Origin of the sequence: Achromobacter piechaudii NBRC 102461 (assembly GCF_001571245.1) — a bacterium.
GTDB lineage: Bacteria > Pseudomonadota > Gammaproteobacteria > Burkholderiales > Burkholderiaceae_B > Achromobacter > Achromobacter piechaudii.
Window position 1 is genome coordinate 1,337,155 of the sequence record NZ_BCTK01000001.1, and the last position, 15,872, is coordinate 1,353,026.

The following is a 15,872-nucleotide window of genomic DNA, read 5'->3' on the forward strand; positions in this document are numbered from 1 at the left end:
AGGTTGACCCATGATTGCATTCCTGTATCGCCGCTTGCTGGTCGCCGCCCTGCTGGTGGTGTTCGTGTCGCTGATCAGCTTCTCGCTGGTGTTCGCCTCCGGCAACCCGGCCGCGCGGCTGGCGGGCGAAGGCAGCGCGGCCGACGCCGCCCGCCTCTCGCAGCAGCACGGTTTTGACGACCCCATCCTGGTGCAGTACGGCCGCTGGCTCACGGGCGTGGTCCGGGGCGACTTCGGCGACAGCCTGTATTTCAACCGCCCCGTGGCCGAACTGCTGGGCCAGCATTTTCCCGCCACGGCCAAGCTGGGCCTGGCGGCGATGGCGTTTGCGCTGCTGCTGGCGATCCCGCTGGGCGTGCTGGCGGGATTGCGCAAGGGTTCGCTGATCGACCGGGCCACCATGCTGCTGTCCGCGTGCGCGCAGGCCATGCCGCCGTTCTGCCTGGCGTTCCTCTTGATCATCGTGTTCAGCGTGCGCAACCAGTGGCTGCCCGCCTCGGGCTTTGACAGCTGGAAGCACTACGTGATGCCGGTGGTGGCGCTGGGGCTCTTTGCCATGCCGGCGATGCTGCGGCTGATGAAGTCCGAGATGGAAACCGTGCTGGCCACCGACTACATCCGCACCGCGCGCGCCATGGGTCTGGGCGGCCCCAGCGTGGTGCTCAAGTACGCGCTGCGCAACGCCTTGCGGCCGCTAGTGTCGTTGGCCGCCGCGCAGATGGGCACCTTGCTGGCCGGCTCCGTCGTGATCGAAACCGTGTTCGCCATCAATGGCGCCGGCCTCTTGGCCTGGACGTCCATCCTGCGCGGCGACTTTCCCACGATGCAGGCGCTGATCCTGATCTTCGCGCTGATCTACATCGTCCTCACCCTGTTCGCCGACCTGGTCAACGGTTGGCTGGATCCCCGCGTGCGAGCCGCCTCATGAATAACGCTATTGCAACTACCCTGCCCGCCGCGCCGCGCGCTGACCGCGTTGCCCGCGCCGGCCGACGGTTTGGCTTAGGCCTGCTGGCGCTGCTGGTGCTGGCCGGCCTGATCGGCCCGTACCTGATCCCGCACGATCCCTATACGCAGGACCTGCTGGCCCGCTTGCAGGAACCGGTGTGGGCCGAGGGCGGCGACTGGAATCACATCCTGGGCACCGACCAATTGGGCCGCGACGTGCTGGCGCGTGCGCTGTACGGCGTGCGGGTGTCGGCGCTGATCGGCCTGTCGGTCGCCCTGATGGGCGGACTGATCGGCACCACGCTGGGCGTGGTCGCCGGCTACTTCGGTGGCGCGGTGGACCGCGCCGTGTCTTTCCTGATCACCGCCCGACTGGCGCTGCCGATCATCCTGGTGGCGCTGGCCGTGGTGTCGGTGGTGGGCGCATCGCTGACCGTGGTGGTGCTGGTGCTGGGCCTGCTGCTGTGGGAACGCTATGCGCTGGTCGCGCGCACCATGGCCGCTGGCCTGCGCAATGCCGAATTCGTCACCGCCTCGCGCCTGCAAGGCTGCACGCATCTGCAAATCATCTGGCGCGACATCCTGCCGAACCTGGTGGGCAACCTGCTCATCATCGGCACGGTGGATGCGGCCATGGCGATCACGCTGGAAGCCTCGCTGTCGTTTCTGGGGCTGGGCGTGCCCGCGCCGATGCCATCGCTCGGCCTGATGATCGCCGAGGGCAAAGAGAACATGTTGTTCCAGCCCTCGCTGGTCGTCATTCCCAGCATCGTGCTGTTCGTGCTGGTGCTGTGCGTGAACCGCGCGGGCGAAACGCTGCGCGCCATCCAGATGAAGAAGGGTTGACGCCATGACCGCTACCTCACACCCCCTGCTGCGGGTTGAAAACCTGCACATCGACATCCACACCCCCACGCACGTCAAGCACGTGGTGCGCGCGGTGGACTTCACGCTGGAACGCGGCAAGACGTTGTGCATCGTCGGCGAATCCGGCTGCGGCAAGTCGCTGACGGCGCTGGCCTTGCTGGACCTGCTGCCCGCCGCCGCGCGCCGCCGCATGGCGCGGCTGGAGTTCGCGGGACAGGATCTGTCGACGCTGACGCCGCGCCAGTTGGCCGACATGCGCGGCGCGCGCATCGCCATGATCTTCCAGGATCCGATGACCTCGCTGAATCCGGTGTTCCAGATCGGCACGCAGCTGATCGACGTGCTGCGCCGGCACAAGCGCGTGAGCCGCCGCGAGGCCGCCGAGCGCGCTGAATACCTGCTGCGGCGCGTCGGCATCACGAACCCGGAAGAACGCATGCGCCAGTATCCGTTCGAGCTGTCGGGCGGGCTGCGCCAGCGCGTGATGATCGCCATGGCGCTGATGTGCGGTCCCGAGCTGCTGATTGCCGACGAGCCGACGACGGCGCTGGACGTCACCGTACAGGCCGAACTGCTGGACCTGCTGCGCGACATCCAGGCCGAATTCGGCTTGGGGATGGTGTTCATCTCGCACGACATGGGGCTGGTTGCGCGCATCGCAGACCACGTCATCGTCATGTACGCGGGCGACATCGTCGAAGGCGGCAGCGTCGCCGACGTGCTGGCCGACCCGCGCCACCCGTACACCGCCATGTTGTTGAACTGCATCCCGCAGCCCGGCCGCACCGAGCCCCGCACCGACCTGCCCACCATCGCGGGGGTCGTGCCCTCGCTGGACGTGGCGATTCAGGGTTGCGCGTTCCGCGAACGCTGCCCGGTGGCCGAAGCCCGTTGCGCGCAACCGCTGACCCCGCAGATCCGCAACGACCACCGCTGCCTGTGCGTCAAGCCCGGCGCGCTGCGCCTGGGAGCCATGGCATGAGCACGCACATGAATTCGCGCATGAACGCAGACAAGGACGGACAAGCATCCTCGGCCAGCATCTGCCTGAATGCCCTGTCTTTTCAATATGGCCGCGCCGGCCTGTTCTCGCGCCGCCCGGCGCCGCGCATCCTGCACGATATCGATCTGCATGTGCCGGCCGGCAAGACCATCGGACTGGTGGGCGAATCGGGCAGCGGCAAGTCCACCATCGCCAAGCTGATGCTGGGGCTTTTGGCGCCCACCCAGGGCCAGGCGCTGCTGGACGGCAAGCCGCTGGCGGCAATGCCGGCGCGTGCCCGCGCTCGCCGCATCCAGATGGTGTTCCAGGATCCGTATTCCTCGCTCAACCCGCGCCGCACCATCCATGAAATCCTGACCGCACCGCTACGCGTGCATCACATGGGCAACGCCACCACGCAGGCGGCCGCCGTGCGCGACATGATGGACGCGGTCGGCCTGGCGCCCGCCTTCGCCGCTCGGTATCCGCGCGAACTGTCGGGCGGACAGCGCCAGCGCGTCGCCATTGCGCGCGCACTGATGCTGGAGCCGCAACTCTTGATCTGCGACGAACCCACGTCCGCGCTGGATGTGTCGGTGCAGGCGCAGATCCTGAATCTGCTGATGGAGCTGCAACGCGAACGCGGCCTGGGCTATCTGTTCATCAGCCACAACCTGGCGGTGGTGCAGCACATTGCCGACGAGATCGTGGTGCTGCAAGGCGGCCGCGTGGTCGAGCGCGGCGTGGCGGACCAGGTTTATTTTTCGCCGGTCCACCCCTACACCCGGCAACTGATCGGCGCGACGCTGGCCGTGCCGCAAGCGCGGGAGCTCGCCGCATGAAGACGACATCCCCCGCGCCGCATTACCTGCTGATCGGCAATGACGAGAAGGTCACCTGGGACGACGGCCACATCCGCTTCAAGCCGCCGGGGCATGACACCCTGAGCATCTTCGAGACCGCCGCCGATCCGGCCGTGCCCCGACTGGTGGCGAGCTTGCCACTGCCCAATTCGCTGTTCGGTCCGCCCGTCAATCTGGCGGTGACGCCCGACCAGCGGCTGGCCCTGATCGCCGATTCCATGGACTGGCCCGCGCGCGCCGATGGCGCCGGCTGGCAGCCCACGCCGGGCCGCGATCTGTACGTGGTGGACCTGGCCGCCAACCCGCCCGCCATCGTGCAGACGCTGCAAGTCGGTCTGCAACCGTCGGGCTTGTCGATCAACCGCGCCGGCACACTGGCGCTGGTGGCGAACAAGGCGGGCCGGTCGGTATCCGTGCTGGCGTTGCGCGAGGGCCGCGCCCAGGTCTGCGGCGAGGTCGACGTGGGTACGCCCGTCGTCGCCGTCTCGTTCTCGGCCGATGGACGCCGCGCCTTCGTCGTCAAGACCGACACCCATCGACTGGGCGTGCTGCATATCGATGAAACCGGCCCCACGCCGCGCGTCACGCATGACCCCGCCGAAGACCTGACCACCGGCCTGGTGCCCTTCAATCTGGTCGTCTCGCCCGATGGCGCGCTGGCGCTGGTGGTGGACATGGGCAGCCCGACGGCGTCTGACGGCCATGCGGATTCCATCAGCGTGATCGATCTGCTGGCCACGCCGCCGCGCGTGATCGACCGGCTGATGGTGGAAGACGGACCCGAAGGCATCGCCATCAGCCCCGACGGTCGCTACGCCGCCGTGGCCATCGTGCAAGGCTCGAACAACCCATCGTCGGCGTGGTTCCACCACCCTCGCGGGCAGATCGTGCTGCTTCGCATCGATGGAATGCGCGTCACGCGCGCGGGCGCCATCGACGTGGGCGCGTTGCCCGAAGGCATCGCGTTCAGCCCCGACAGCCGCTTTCTGTACGTGGGCAATTTTCTTGACGCAAGCCTGCAAGTGCTGGCCGTGGGAGACAACGGCCTGCGCGACACGGGAACAGGCATCGCCCTGCCCGGCCACCCCGCCTCCATGCGGGCGCAATCCTACTGAGCGGGGCCGCACCCCGCCGCTTATCGACCCCTCCACCCATCCATCACCTTTGCATCTGGAGTTACCCCATGACCCACGCTCCCCAAACGTTTCGCGCCCTGATCGGCGGCGCCCTGGTCGCCATGGCAGGCATTGCGCCGCTGTCGGCCCACGCCATGGACATCAAGCTGGGCCACGTGCTGGCCCCCAGCCACAGCTGGAACAAGGCGGCCGAAGGCTTTGCCGCCGAGGTCAAGGAAAAGACCGCCGGCCGCGTCAACTTCGTGCTGTTCCCCAGCGGCCAGCTGGGCAATGAAAAAACCATGCTGGAAGGCTTGCAGATCGGCAGCCAGGGCGCAGCCATCATCGGCTCGGGTTCCTTGCAGCCGATCGAACCGAAGTTTGGCGTGGTCGAGCTGCCCTATACGTGGTCGTCGTCGCAACAGGCGTACAAGGCGTTTGACGGCGAGCTGGGCGAGGCGCTGGCCAAGCTGGCCGACAAGAAGAACCTGACCATTATTTCGTGGTGGGAAAACGGCTTTCGCCACGTGACCAACAACCGCGGCCCGGTCGCCAAGCCGGCTGACCTGAATGGCCTGAAAACGCGCGTCACCCCCGACAAGATGCGCCTGGACACCTTCACCGCGCTGGGCGCGAACCCTGCCCCGCTGGCGTTCGGCGAGCTGTATTCGGCCTTGCAGCAAAAGGTGTTCGACGCGCAGGAGAACCCGCTGTCCATCATCTACACCTCGTCGTTCTTCGAAGTGCAGAAGTACCTGTCCTTGACCGGCCACGTCTGGGGTCCGGCCAACCTGATCGTCTCCAAGCCCGTCTGGAACCGCATCTCGGCCGATGACAAGAAGGTGGTGCAGGCCGCCGCCGACAAGTGGCGCGACGCGCAGCGCAAGATGATCACCGATGGCGACCAGCAATTCGTGGCGCAGCTCAAAGAGAAAGGCATGCAGGTCAACGAGGTCGACAAGACCGCCTTCGCCGCCGCCGTGCAGCCCGTGTGGAAGACCTATTCGGTCACCTACGGCCCCGAGCTGATGGCAATCGTGCAGAAGTACCGCGAGGCCCAGTAATGCTCAACCGACTGTCCGCCATTCTGTCGGGCATCAGCAAGGCCTTCGCCGCCGTGGCGGTGGCCTTGCTGGCGATCCTGATCTCTTACGTGGTGTTCACGCGCTTCGTCACGCACACCACGCCGCATTGGGCCGAGGAACTGCCGCGCCTGGTGCTGGTGTGGTCGGCCTTCATCGGCGGCGTGGTGTGCAGCTACGAACGCTCTCACCTCATGGCCGGCCTGCTGCCCTTCATGGTGCGCAACCCGCGAGTGCTGATGGCCTTCGAGCGGCTGAACCAGGCGCTGGTCATTGTTGGCCTGGCGGTGCTGGGCTACGCCGGCTGGCAGTTGGCCGAACTGACCGGCGACCAGACGCTGCCCGCGTTGGACGTGTCGGCAGGCACGGTCTACCTGGCGCTGCCGTTCGCGTGCGCGGTCACCATCGTCGTCCATCTGGCGCAACTGTTCTCGCCCACCCCCGCCACGGCAAAGGAATAACAAGATGTCTTCGGGTGCTCTCTTTCTGATGGGCGTGTTCACGATCACGGTGCTGATCGACATGCCTATCGCGTTCGGCCTGGTGCTGTCGTGCCTGGCGTACCTGGCCGTGTACGACGCCGCGCCCATGATGGTCGCCGCGCAGCAGTACGTGGTGGGGCTGGACAGCTTCACGCTGCTGGCCATTCCGCTGTTCATCCTGGCCGCGCAATTGATGAACGGCGCGGGCCTGACCCAGCGCATCGTGCGCCTGTGCGCCGCCATCGTGGGCGACATCAAGGGCGGCCTGGCCGTGGTCGCCGTGCTGGCCTGCCTGATGTTCGGCGCGCTGTCCGGGTCCGGCGTTGCCGACGTGGTCGCCATCGGCAGCCTGCTGCTGCCCGCCATGGCGCGCAGCGGCTACGACAAGGGCTTCTCGTGCGCGCTGGTGGGCAGCGCGGGCGCCACGTCCACCATCATTCCGCCCAGCATCGTGCTGATCGTGTACGGCACCATCACCGACACTTCGGTGGGCAAGCTGTTCGTGGCGGGCATCATCCCCGGCATCCTGCTGGGCCTGTCGTTGATCGGTGTGGCCATCTGGCAATCGCGCAAGTACAACTGGGCCGGCGGCCAGCCGTTCAGCTGGAGCGAGCTGCGCGCCGCCGGCATCGACGCGCTGCCCGCGCTGATGGTGCCGGTGCTGATCATCGGCGGGATCCGCTTTGGCATCTTCACCGCCACCGAGGCCGCCTCCAGCGCCATCGTCTATGCGCTCCTGATCGGCTTCTTCTGGTACCGCTCCCTCAGCCTGCGGTCGTTGTGGGACAACCTGAAGTCCACCGGCGAGAGCAGCGCTTCCATCCTGCTGTTGATCGGCGCGTCCGGCCTGTTCGCCTGGGTGCTGGTGGCCGAACAGGTGCCGCAGGCGCTGTCCGCCCTGCTGGTCGAATGGACCGACAGCAAAACCACCGTCCTGCTGGTGCTGACCGTGGTGTTGCTGCTGCTGGGCACCTTCATGGAGGCGATTCCCGTCATCATCATCGTGGCCCCCGTCGTGATGCCGGTGCTGGCACACTACAACATCGATCCGGTGCACTTCGGCATCCTGCTGTCCATCAACATGGCCATCGGCGCCAACACCCCACCGGTCGGCGTGGACCTGATGGCCGCCTGCAAGATCGGCGGCATCAACATGATGCAGACGCTGCGCCCGCTGTCGTGGATGATGCTGGCCATGACCGCCGTGATGCTGCTCCTGACCTTTGTTCCCGATCTGGTGCTGTTCCTGCCGAGGCACGTTCAATGACCCAACCCTCCTATACACGCCGCCCCCCGTCGCTGCGCCGCAGCTGGATGTTCGTGCCCGGCATGGACGCCGCCGCCCAGGCCGCGGGTCTTGCCAGCGGCGCGGATGCGCTGGTGGCCGACCTGGAAGAGTTCACGGCGCCGGTCGAACGCCCGGCCGCCCGGCCGCGCATCGCCCAGCTATTTGCCACCTGCCGCGAGCAGGGCGTGGTGGCCGCCGTGCGTATCAACAAGCTGGAAGAGGACGGCCTGGCCGACCTGCGCGGCGTGATGCCGGGCGCGCCGGACGCGGTATTGCTGCCGCACGCAGAAAGTGCCGCGCAGATCGTCGCGCTGGACCAGGCCATCGGCGCGCTGGAGGCCGAGCTTGGCCTGCCCCCGGGCAGCACCGAGATCGTGCCGACCCTGGAGTCCGCGCTGGGGCTGGTACGGGCGCTGGATATTCTTAGCGCCAGCCCGCGCGTGTCCGCCTGCCTGCTGGCGGCCGAGGACCTTACCGCCAGCCTGGGCGCCGAACGCGGCAAAGATGGCATCGAACTGCACGCCGTGCGCGCCCGCTTCCTGGTGGACTGCGTGGCAGCCGGCTGCGTGCCGATCGATTGCCCCTTCAACTACCGCGACCTGCCTGCCTTGCAGGCCGACCTGCGCTGGGCGCGCCGGCTGGGCCTGAAATCCAAGTGCGCGACGGTGGCCGAACAGGTGCCGGTGATCCACCAGGTATTCACGCCCGCCGCGTCCGAGGTGGACGCCGCCCGCGATTGCGTGGCGCGTTTCGAGGCGCAGCGCGCCGGCCGCCACGACGCCGAACGCATCGACCCGCCCACCTACAACACCGCGCGCCGCCTGTTGGCGCGCCACGACCAATTCGAACGATGGGCCGCCGAGCGCCGCGCGCAGGCCGTCCCGCAACAAGGAGACCTTGCATGACGTCATCCGCACTTCCCGAACGCAACGGCGGCCAGATCCTGATGCAGCAACTGCGCATCCATGGGGCGCGCCGCGTGTTCATGATCCCGGGCGAAAGCTACCTGCCGTGCATCGATGCGCTGAACGAGCACACCGACGCCATCGAGCCCATCGTCTGCCGCCAGGAAAGCGGCGCGGCCTACATGGCCGAAGCCTATGGCAAGCTGACCGGCGAGCCCGGCATCTGCTTTGTGACGCGCGGCCCCGGCGCCACCAACGCCAGCATCGGCGTGCACACCGCCTACCAGGACTCCACGCCGATGATCCTGTTCGTGGGCCAGGTCGGCAACGATTTCATGGAGCGCGAAGCCTTCCAGGAAATCGACTACCGCCGCATGTTCGGACAGATGGCCAAGTGGGTGGCGCAGATCGACCGCACCGACCGCATCCCGGAATTCATTTCCCGCGCCTTCGCCGTCGCCACCAGCGGCCGGCCCGGCCCCGTGGTGCTGGCCCTGCCCGAAGACACGCTGTGGGGCACCGCCCGCGTGGCGGACCTGCCGCGCTACCCGCGCGTGCACAGCCACCCCGGCGCCGCCGATCTGGCACGCATGACCAGCCTGCTCGACGCCGCCGAACGCCCCTTCCTGCTGCTGGGCGGCAACGGCTGGCATCAGACGGCCATTGACCAGATCGCCGGGTTCGCCGAACGCTTCGAGCTGCCGGTAGGCACCGCGTGGCGCCGCCTGGAGTGCTTTGACCAGCGCCATCCCAACGCCGCCGGCCACGTCGGCTGGGCCATGACGCCCGCGCTGCGCCAGCGTTTGAAGGACGCCGACCTGGTGCTGGCCGTGGGCACGCGCCTGGGAGAAGCCACGACCGAAGGCTATACGGTGATCGAAAGCCCGCTGCCGCGCCAGAAGCTGATCCACGTATACCCCGACGCGGCCGAGCTGGGCCGGGTGTTTTCGCCGACGCAGGCAATCGTGGCCGATGTGGCCAGCTTCGCCGCCAGCGTCGCCAGCCTTGCGCCGGGCCACGCCACGCCGCGCGGTGAGGCCGTGCGCAACGCGCATCAGGAACTGGTCGACAGCCTGACGCCTCTGCCCTCGCCCGGCCCGATGAGCCTGGACTCGGCCGCCGCCTATGTCGATGCGCATTTGCCCGCCGACGCCTGCATCACTGTAGGCGCGGGCAATTACGCGCTGTATCCGCACCGCTATCGCCGCTACACGGGCCCGGGCACCAGCCTGACGCCCACGGTCGGCTCCATGGGCTACGGCCTGCCCGCCGCCATTTCCGCCAAGCTGGAAGACCGTCAGCGCCCCGTGGTCTGCTACGCGGGCGATGGCTGCTTCCAGATGAATATGCAGGAACTGGGCGTGGCGCTGCAATACAAGCTGGGCGTCGTGGTGCTGGTGTTCAACAACGGCATCTGGGGCACGATCCGCGCCCACCAGGAACGCGAATTTCCGGCGCGTCCGATTGCGCTGGGCTTTGAGAACCCCGATTTCACGCAGATCATGCGAGGCTACGGCGGCTATGGCGAGGCGGTCGAAAACACCGCCGACTTCGGCCCCGCCTTCGAACGCGCGCTGGCTTTCGCCAGCAAGGAAAACCTGCCCGCGCTGCTGGAAATCCGCTACGACGCCAACGGCATCGCCCCCGGCGAAACCCTGATGGGCATCCGCGAAGCCGCCCAGGCCCGCCTTGCCCGCAACGCCAATAACGCCCATTGAAAGGACGTGAACCCATGACAAACACGATTTCCATCAACGGACAGCGGCTGTGGCAGTCGCTGATGGACCTGGCGCAGATCGGCGCCACTCCCAAGGGCGGCAATTGCCGGTTGGCGCTGACCGCGCTGGACGGCCAGGGCCGCGACCTGGTCACCGGCTGGATGCGCGATGCGGGCCTGACGGTACGCGTCGATCAGGTGGGCAACATCTTCGCGCGCCGCGCCGGCCGCAACAATGACTTGCCGCCCGTCATGACCGGCAGCCACATCGACACGCAGCCGACGGGCGGCAAGTTCGACGGCTGCTATGGCGTGCTGGCCGGGCTGGAAGTGATGCGCAGCCTGAACGACCACGACGTCGTCACCGAGGCGCCGCTGGAAGTGGCCATCTGGACGAACGAAGAAGGCTCGCGCTTTCTGCCGGTGATGATGGGCTCGGGCGTGTTCGCCGGCAAGTTCCCGCTGGACGTCGCGCTGAACGCACGCGACCACGACGGCAAATCGGTGGCCGACGAGCTGGCGGCCATCGGCTATGCCGGCGCGGACCCGGTCGGTGGCCGGCCGGTGGGCGCGTACTTCGAAGCCCACATCGAGCAAGGCCCCATTCTTGAACACGAAGAAAAGGTCGTCGGCGTGGTCACGGGCTCCCTGGGCGTGCGGTGGTACGACGTCGTCGTGACCGGGATGGAGATGCATGCCGGCCCCACGCCCATGCCCATCCGCCGCGACGCGCTGTACGCCACCACCTTCCTGCTGCAAGCGGTGATCGGCATCGCCAACGACAACCAGCCGCACGGACGCGGCACGGTGGGCGAAATCCACGCCCACCCGGGTTCGCGCAACGTCATCCCCGGGCAGGTCCGGTTCACCGTGGACCTGCGCCACGAAGACGAAGGCACGCTGGCGCAGATGGACACGCGCTGGCTGGCCGCCTGCACCGACGTAGCCGAACGCCACGGCGTGACCGTGGACGTGAAGCAGGTGCAGTATTTCCCGCCGACCCCATTCGATCCGGACCTGGTCGCCAAGGTGCGCGACGGCGCATCGCGCCGTGGCCTGGCCGCCATGGACATCGTGACGGGCGCGGGCCACGACGCCGTCTACATGGCCAGCGTCACGCCCACGGCCATGATCTTCGTGCCCTGCAAGGACGGCGTGAGCCACAACGAAATCGAAGACGCCAAGCCCGCCGACCTGGAGGCTGGCTGCAACGTATTGCTGGACGCCATGGTCGCGCGCGCCAACGCAACGGGAGAACAAGCATGAGCCAACACGATCGCGCCACCTGGCACGCACGCGCCGCCGCCCTGCGCATCGAGGGCCGCGCCTACATCGACGGCGCGTATTGCGATGCCGCCGACGGCGCCACCTTCGCCGCCTCCAGCCCCATCGACGGCCGCGTGCTTGCCGACGTGGCCGCCTGCGGGCAGGCCGACGTGGACCGCGCCGTGGCCGCTGCCCGCCGCGCCTTCGAGGCGGGCGTCTGGAGCCAGCTGGCCCCGCGCGAACGCAAGACGCGCCTGCTACGCCTGGCCGCCCTGATCGACGAGCACACCGAGGAACTGGCGCTGCTGGAAACGCTGGACATGGGCAAGCCCATCCGCGACGCGCTGGCCTTCGACGTGCCCGAAACCGCGCGCTGCTACACCTGGTATGCCGAGGCCATCGACAAGATCTACGACGAGATCGCGCCCACCGGCCCCGACGCGCTGGCCACCATCACCCGCGAAGCGCTGGGCGTGGTGGCGGCGGTGGTGCCCTGGAACTACCCGCTGATGATGGCGGCCTGGAAGGTCGCGCCCGCGCTGGCCGCCGGCAACAGCGTCATCCTGAAACCGGCCGAACAGGCCTCGCTGTCGGCGATCCGGCTGGCCGCGCTGGCCGAGCAGGCGGGCATTCCCGCGGGCGTGTTCAGCGTGCTGCCGGGCCTGGGCGCGGTAGCCGGCCAAGCGCTGGGCCGCCACCCGGACGTGGACTGCGTGGCCTTTACCGGATCCACCGCCACCGGCAAGCGCTTCATGACGTATTCGGGGGAATCGAACCTGAAGCGCGTGTGGCTGGAATGCGGCGGCAAGTCGCCCCACATCGTGTTCGACGACTGCCCCGACCTGGACCGCGCGGCGCAAGCGGCGGCGCTGGCGATCTTCTCGAACCAGGGCGAGGTCTGCATCGCCGGCTCGCGCCTGTACGTGCAGGACGGCATCTACGACGCGTTCATGGACAAGGTGGCCGCCCACGCCGCCGCCTTGCAGCCGGGCGACCCGCTGGACCCCGCCACCGCCATGGGCGCGATGGTGGACGAACGGCAGATGCAGGGCGTGCTGGCGCGCATTGCGGCCGGCGAATCGGAAGGCGCGACGTTGCGCGTGGGCGGCAAGCAGGCGCGCAGCGAGACGGGCGGCTACTACATCGAACCCACCATCTTCGACTGCACGCGCCAGGATTCCGCCCTGGTGCGCGAAGAGATCTTCGGGCCGGTGCTGGCCGCGCAGCGCTTTGGCTCGGAAGACGAAGCCATCGCGCTGGCCAATGATTCGGTCTACGGCCTGGGCGCCGGCTTATGGACCGCCAACCTGTCGCGCGCGCACAGGCTGTCGCGCCGCCTGCGCGCCGGCCTGGTCTGGGTCAACTGCTATGCGGATGGCGACATCACGGTGCCGTTCGGCGGGGTCAAGCAATCGGGCTCCGGGCGCGACAAGTCGCTGCACGCGCTGGACAAGTACTCCGACCTGAAGACCACCTGGATCAGCCTCACGGTCTGAGCGGTGGGCCGTGGCCGGGGGTGATGTTTATCCCTGCGCCACGGCGTCCCCAGCGTGGTTTGCTGGAATGCAGCAAGCGCTCAACACCCCTTGCGGCACCCAGGCATAGCGCACCGGCACCACCTGACCCGCACGCCATGCGTCGGCGTTCCAGTCGCGCGTGAGCGTCAGCTCGACCATGTCCGCGTCCACCGCCGTCAGTTCGGCCGCGTCGAAATCCTGGAACACGCGCAATGACGGGTACAGCGCCTTGTACAGCGCTTCCTTCGCGGAAAACAGCAGCGTCAGCGCGTGGCGAGGGTCGGCAAAGGCCGCCAGCCGGGTCAGCTCGCGCGCGCTGGCCACCAGCGGCTGCACGTCGGCCACCGTTTGCGGCGCGATCAACTCCTGCAAGTCCAGGCCCAGCCCCTGCCACCGCGCCGAGTACGCAACAAACGCCATCGCCCAGGCTCCGCTGTGGGTGATGCTGCCGACGCAGGCCTGCGGCCAGACCGGCAGGCGCCCATCCACCGGCAGCACCGGCGATATCCCGCGCACGCCCGCCGCGCCCAGCGCGCGCCAGGCGCAGACGCGGCCCGCCACGAATTCGGCGCGTCGCTGCTCGCTCATCTGCGCGCTCGCCACGCGCCAGTCGTGGACTTCGTCGCGCGAGGCAGACAGCAGATACCCGGCGGCGTCCGAGATCGGCATGGACGCTGTCCAGATACCAGCCGGCAGCGCCAGCGCGCGATGCAGGGGTACGTCGTTCATGCCCGTCACATCCCCGTCCTACGCGCCCTGCACCACCCGGTGCACGAATTGCAGCTTGCCGATGACCTGCGCGGGCAGCACGAAGGGGTAAAAATCGCGTTGGCCCATGCTGCGCGCCAGTTCATTCAGCACGCCCGTCAGCGCGACCCATGCGTTGACCAGGTCCAGGAAGGCCTGGCCGCCCGGGTCCTCCGGGTCGTACAGCGCATCTGTCGTGAAGGGTTCGTAGGACTGCTCGACGGCGGTGCGGGTCACGCCGAAGCTGATGGCGGTGTCCAGCGTATCCATCATGTGCAGGTAGTGCGCCCAGGTCTCGGCCCAGTCTTCCCAGGGGTGACAGGACGCATAGGTGCTGATGAAGTGCAGCGCCCAATCGGCGGGCGGGCCTTGTTCGTAATTGCGTTGCAGCGCCTCGGCGTAGTCGGCGCGCTCGTCGCCGAACACCTGCCGGAAGGCGTCCAGCCACGGCCCTTCCGCAACCAGTTGGTCCCAGTAGTAGTGGCCGATCTCGTGGCGGAAGTGACCCAGCAGCGTGCGGTAAGGCTCGTGCATGTCTTCGCGCACCTTGACCCGGTAGGCGTCGTCCGCCTCCTGCACGTTGATGGTGATCAGGCCCCGCGCATGGCCGGTCAGCAGGGGCGCGCCGTCGGCGGTCGGGGCCAGCAGGTCGAAGGCCAGCCCGCCGTCGTCCGGGGCGACCGAGCGCCGGATGGGCAGGCCCAGCGTCATCACCTGCGCGATCATCTGGCGCTTGGCGGCCTCAACCTTGAACCATAGTGGGCCGTTCTCCGGCACGGACAGATCGGGAATGGTGCGATTCAGGCTGCAAGCCACGCACAGCGTGTCGGCGGACTGCGCGGGCAGCAGCCAATTGCACAGCGCCGGCAGGCTGAAATTGCCGCAACGCTTGTAAGTCCTGCCGCGCACCTTGCCCGATTCGCGCAGGACGCCCGCCGCATCGTCCAGCGCCAGCACGTGGCCGCGCTTGGGATCGAAACCCAGCTGCCGGTGGCAGTTCAGGCATTCGGTATTGCTGAAAAACACCGGTTGCCCGCACACGCATTGAACGGCCTTCGCGCGCGCATGCCGCACGCGCTGGCGTTTCGGGGCGCGCAGTTGGCGGTGGATCGCGTCGAAGAAATAGGTCATGCCTGCGTTCCTGTTGGAAACTCGTCCATGGGCGCGACGGTTACGCGCACATTCAATTCATGGCCACCGCCCCGGATCACGCCGCGCAACGGCGTCACGTCGCCGTAGTCGCGGCCGCAAGCCAGCACGACATGCGCCGTGCCCGGCACCACGTCGTTGGTGGGGTCCATATCGATCCAGTCCCCGTTGATTCCTACCCCCGCGCAATGCACCGACACCCAGGCGTGCGACGCATCCGCGCCGATCAGCCGGGGCTGGCCGGGCGGCGGTTGCGACATCAGGTAACCGCTGACATAGCGCGCCGGCAGGCCGATGGCGCGCAGGCAGCCGATCATCACATGCGCAAAATCCTGGCATACCCCCATCCGTTCTTGAAAGGCGTCAAGAATGGGCGTGGACACCTGCGTATGGGCCGGCTGGTAGCAGAAATCCGCGTGGATGCGATGCATCAGGTCCAGCGCCGCCTCGGCCACCGGCCGGCCCGGCGTGAACGACAGCAAGCTGTATGCCCGAAGCTCGGCATGCAGCGGCACGAAGGGTGATGCGAAGGTGAATTCAACTTCCGGCGCATACGGCAGGGCCGGGTCGTAGCGTAGGCGCTCAAGCGCCGCTTCCCACGGCAGCCCCGCCGCGCAGTCCAGGTCGGTAAAACGGGGGTGGATCGTCACGCGGCTGTTGGCGCGCACGGTCAATGCTTCGTGCGGCGCGTACAGCGCGAAGGTGCTGCGCGTGTTGCCGAAGCCGTCGACCGCCTCGTCGATGCCGGGCGGCACGGGAGTGACCTCCAGCGTGTATGCCTCGACCACCTGGCTGGCGTCGTTCATCGGGCGTAAATAGCCCAGATGGTGCGCCAGCTCCACCGGGGCGTCATAGCGGTAGGCTGTGACGTGATCGACGATGAGCGTCACGCCCGGGGCAGCGGCGTCCGGGGCGGGAAAAAGCGTAGTTGGCATGTTCATGGA

General features: G+C 67.9%; 15 protein-coding genes. 12 read left to right on the forward strand and 3 right to left on the reverse strand.

Annotated features, from left to right (window positions below; genetic code table 11):
- The first annotated feature begins 10 nt into the window (after nt 1–10).
- The 12 genes from API01S_RS05970 to API01S_RS06025 all read left to right on the forward strand — a co-directional run bounded on the left by API01S_RS05970 (nt 11) and on the right by API01S_RS06025 (nt 13,011).
- On the forward strand, nt 11–928 hold the full coding sequence (locus tag API01S_RS05970) for an ABC transporter permease (RefSeq protein ID WP_006219436.1): 918 nt from the start codon (nt 11–13) through the stop codon (nt 926–928).
- Nucleotides 925–1,794, forward strand: a complete 870-nt coding sequence (locus tag API01S_RS05975; RefSeq protein ID WP_006219435.1) for an ABC transporter permease — start codon at nt 925–927, stop codon at nt 1,792–1,794. The genes API01S_RS05970 and API01S_RS05975 overlap by 4 nt, the downstream gene beginning before the upstream one ends.
- A 4-nt stretch (nt 1,795–1,798) precedes the next feature.
- Nucleotides 1,799–2,797, forward strand: a complete 999-nt coding sequence (locus tag API01S_RS05980; protein ID WP_061303602.1) for an ABC transporter ATP-binding protein — start codon at nt 1,799–1,801, stop codon at nt 2,795–2,797.
- The gene (locus API01S_RS05985; RefSeq protein ID WP_061303604.1) at nt 2,794–3,639 is read left to right on the forward strand and encodes an ATP-binding cassette domain-containing protein; all 846 of its coding nucleotides are present in this window, start codon (nt 2,794–2,796) and stop codon (nt 3,637–3,639) included. The genes API01S_RS05980 and API01S_RS05985 overlap by 4 nt, the downstream gene beginning before the upstream one ends.
- A complete protein-coding gene (locus API01S_RS05990) occupies nt 3,636–4,775 on the forward strand; it encodes a lactonase family protein (protein WP_061303605.1) in 1,140 nt (379 codons plus the stop codon). The genes API01S_RS05985 and API01S_RS05990 overlap by 4 nt, the downstream gene beginning before the upstream one ends.
- A gap of 122 nt (nt 4,776–4,897) precedes the next feature.
- Nucleotides 4,898–5,839, forward strand: a complete 942-nt coding sequence (locus API01S_RS05995) for a TRAP transporter substrate-binding protein (RefSeq protein WP_409360602.1) — start codon at nt 4,898–4,900, stop codon at nt 5,837–5,839.
- Nucleotides 5,839–6,318 carry a TRAP transporter small permease gene (locus API01S_RS06000; RefSeq protein ID WP_061303607.1) on the forward strand — a complete coding sequence of 160 codons (480 nt, stop codon included), beginning with the start codon at nt 5,839–5,841 and terminating at the stop codon, nt 6,316–6,318. Before API01S_RS05995 ends, API01S_RS06000 begins: the two co-directional genes overlap by 1 nt.
- A gap of 4 nt (nt 6,319–6,322) precedes the next feature.
- Nucleotides 6,323–7,606 (forward strand): TRAP transporter large permease, encoded by a 1,284-nt coding sequence (locus tag API01S_RS06005; RefSeq protein WP_006219429.1) that lies wholly within the window; start codon nt 6,323–6,325, stop codon nt 7,604–7,606.
- The gene (locus API01S_RS06010; RefSeq protein WP_061303609.1) at nt 7,603–8,532 is read left to right on the forward strand and encodes an HpcH/HpaI aldolase/citrate lyase family protein; all 930 of its coding nucleotides are present in this window, start codon (nt 7,603–7,605) and stop codon (nt 8,530–8,532) included. The genes API01S_RS06005 and API01S_RS06010 overlap by 4 nt, the downstream gene beginning before the upstream one ends.
- Entirely contained in the window at nt 8,529–10,250 is a 1,722-nt protein-coding gene (locus API01S_RS06015; RefSeq protein WP_061303610.1) for a thiamine pyrophosphate-binding protein, read from the forward strand. Before API01S_RS06010 ends, API01S_RS06015 begins: the two co-directional genes overlap by 4 nt.
- A gap of 14 nt (nt 10,251–10,264) precedes the next feature.
- Nucleotides 10,265–11,515, forward strand: coding sequence for a Zn-dependent hydrolase (locus tag API01S_RS06020; RefSeq protein WP_061303612.1), 1,251 nt, complete (start codon nt 10,265–10,267; stop codon nt 11,513–11,515).
- The gene (locus API01S_RS06025; protein ID WP_061303614.1) at nt 11,512–13,011 is read left to right on the forward strand and encodes an aldehyde dehydrogenase; all 1,500 of its coding nucleotides are present in this window, start codon (nt 11,512–11,514) and stop codon (nt 13,009–13,011) included. The genes API01S_RS06020 and API01S_RS06025 overlap by 4 nt, the downstream gene beginning before the upstream one ends.
- Nucleotides 13,012–13,038: 27 nt before the next feature.
- On the opposite strand, the gene API01S_RS06030 is transcribed toward API01S_RS06025, so the two are convergent.
- The 3 genes from API01S_RS06030 to API01S_RS06040 are packed head-to-tail and all read right to left on the reverse strand — an operon-like array spanning nt 13,039 to nt 15,869.
- Entirely contained in the window at nt 13,039–13,761 is a 723-nt protein-coding gene (locus API01S_RS06030; protein ID WP_061303617.1) for a 4'-phosphopantetheinyl transferase family protein, read from the reverse strand.
- A gap of 18 nt (nt 13,762–13,779) precedes the next feature.
- Nucleotides 13,780–14,910, reverse strand: a complete 1,131-nt coding sequence (locus tag API01S_RS06035) for a zinc-binding metallopeptidase family protein (protein WP_006219423.1) — start codon at nt 14,908–14,910, stop codon at nt 13,780–13,782.
- Nucleotides 14,907–15,869 (reverse strand): transglutaminase family protein, encoded by a 963-nt coding sequence (locus API01S_RS06040; protein WP_061303618.1) that lies wholly within the window; start codon nt 15,867–15,869, stop codon nt 14,907–14,909. Before API01S_RS06040 ends, API01S_RS06035 begins: the two co-directional genes overlap by 4 nt.
- Nucleotides 15,870–15,872 lie beyond the last annotated feature (3 nt).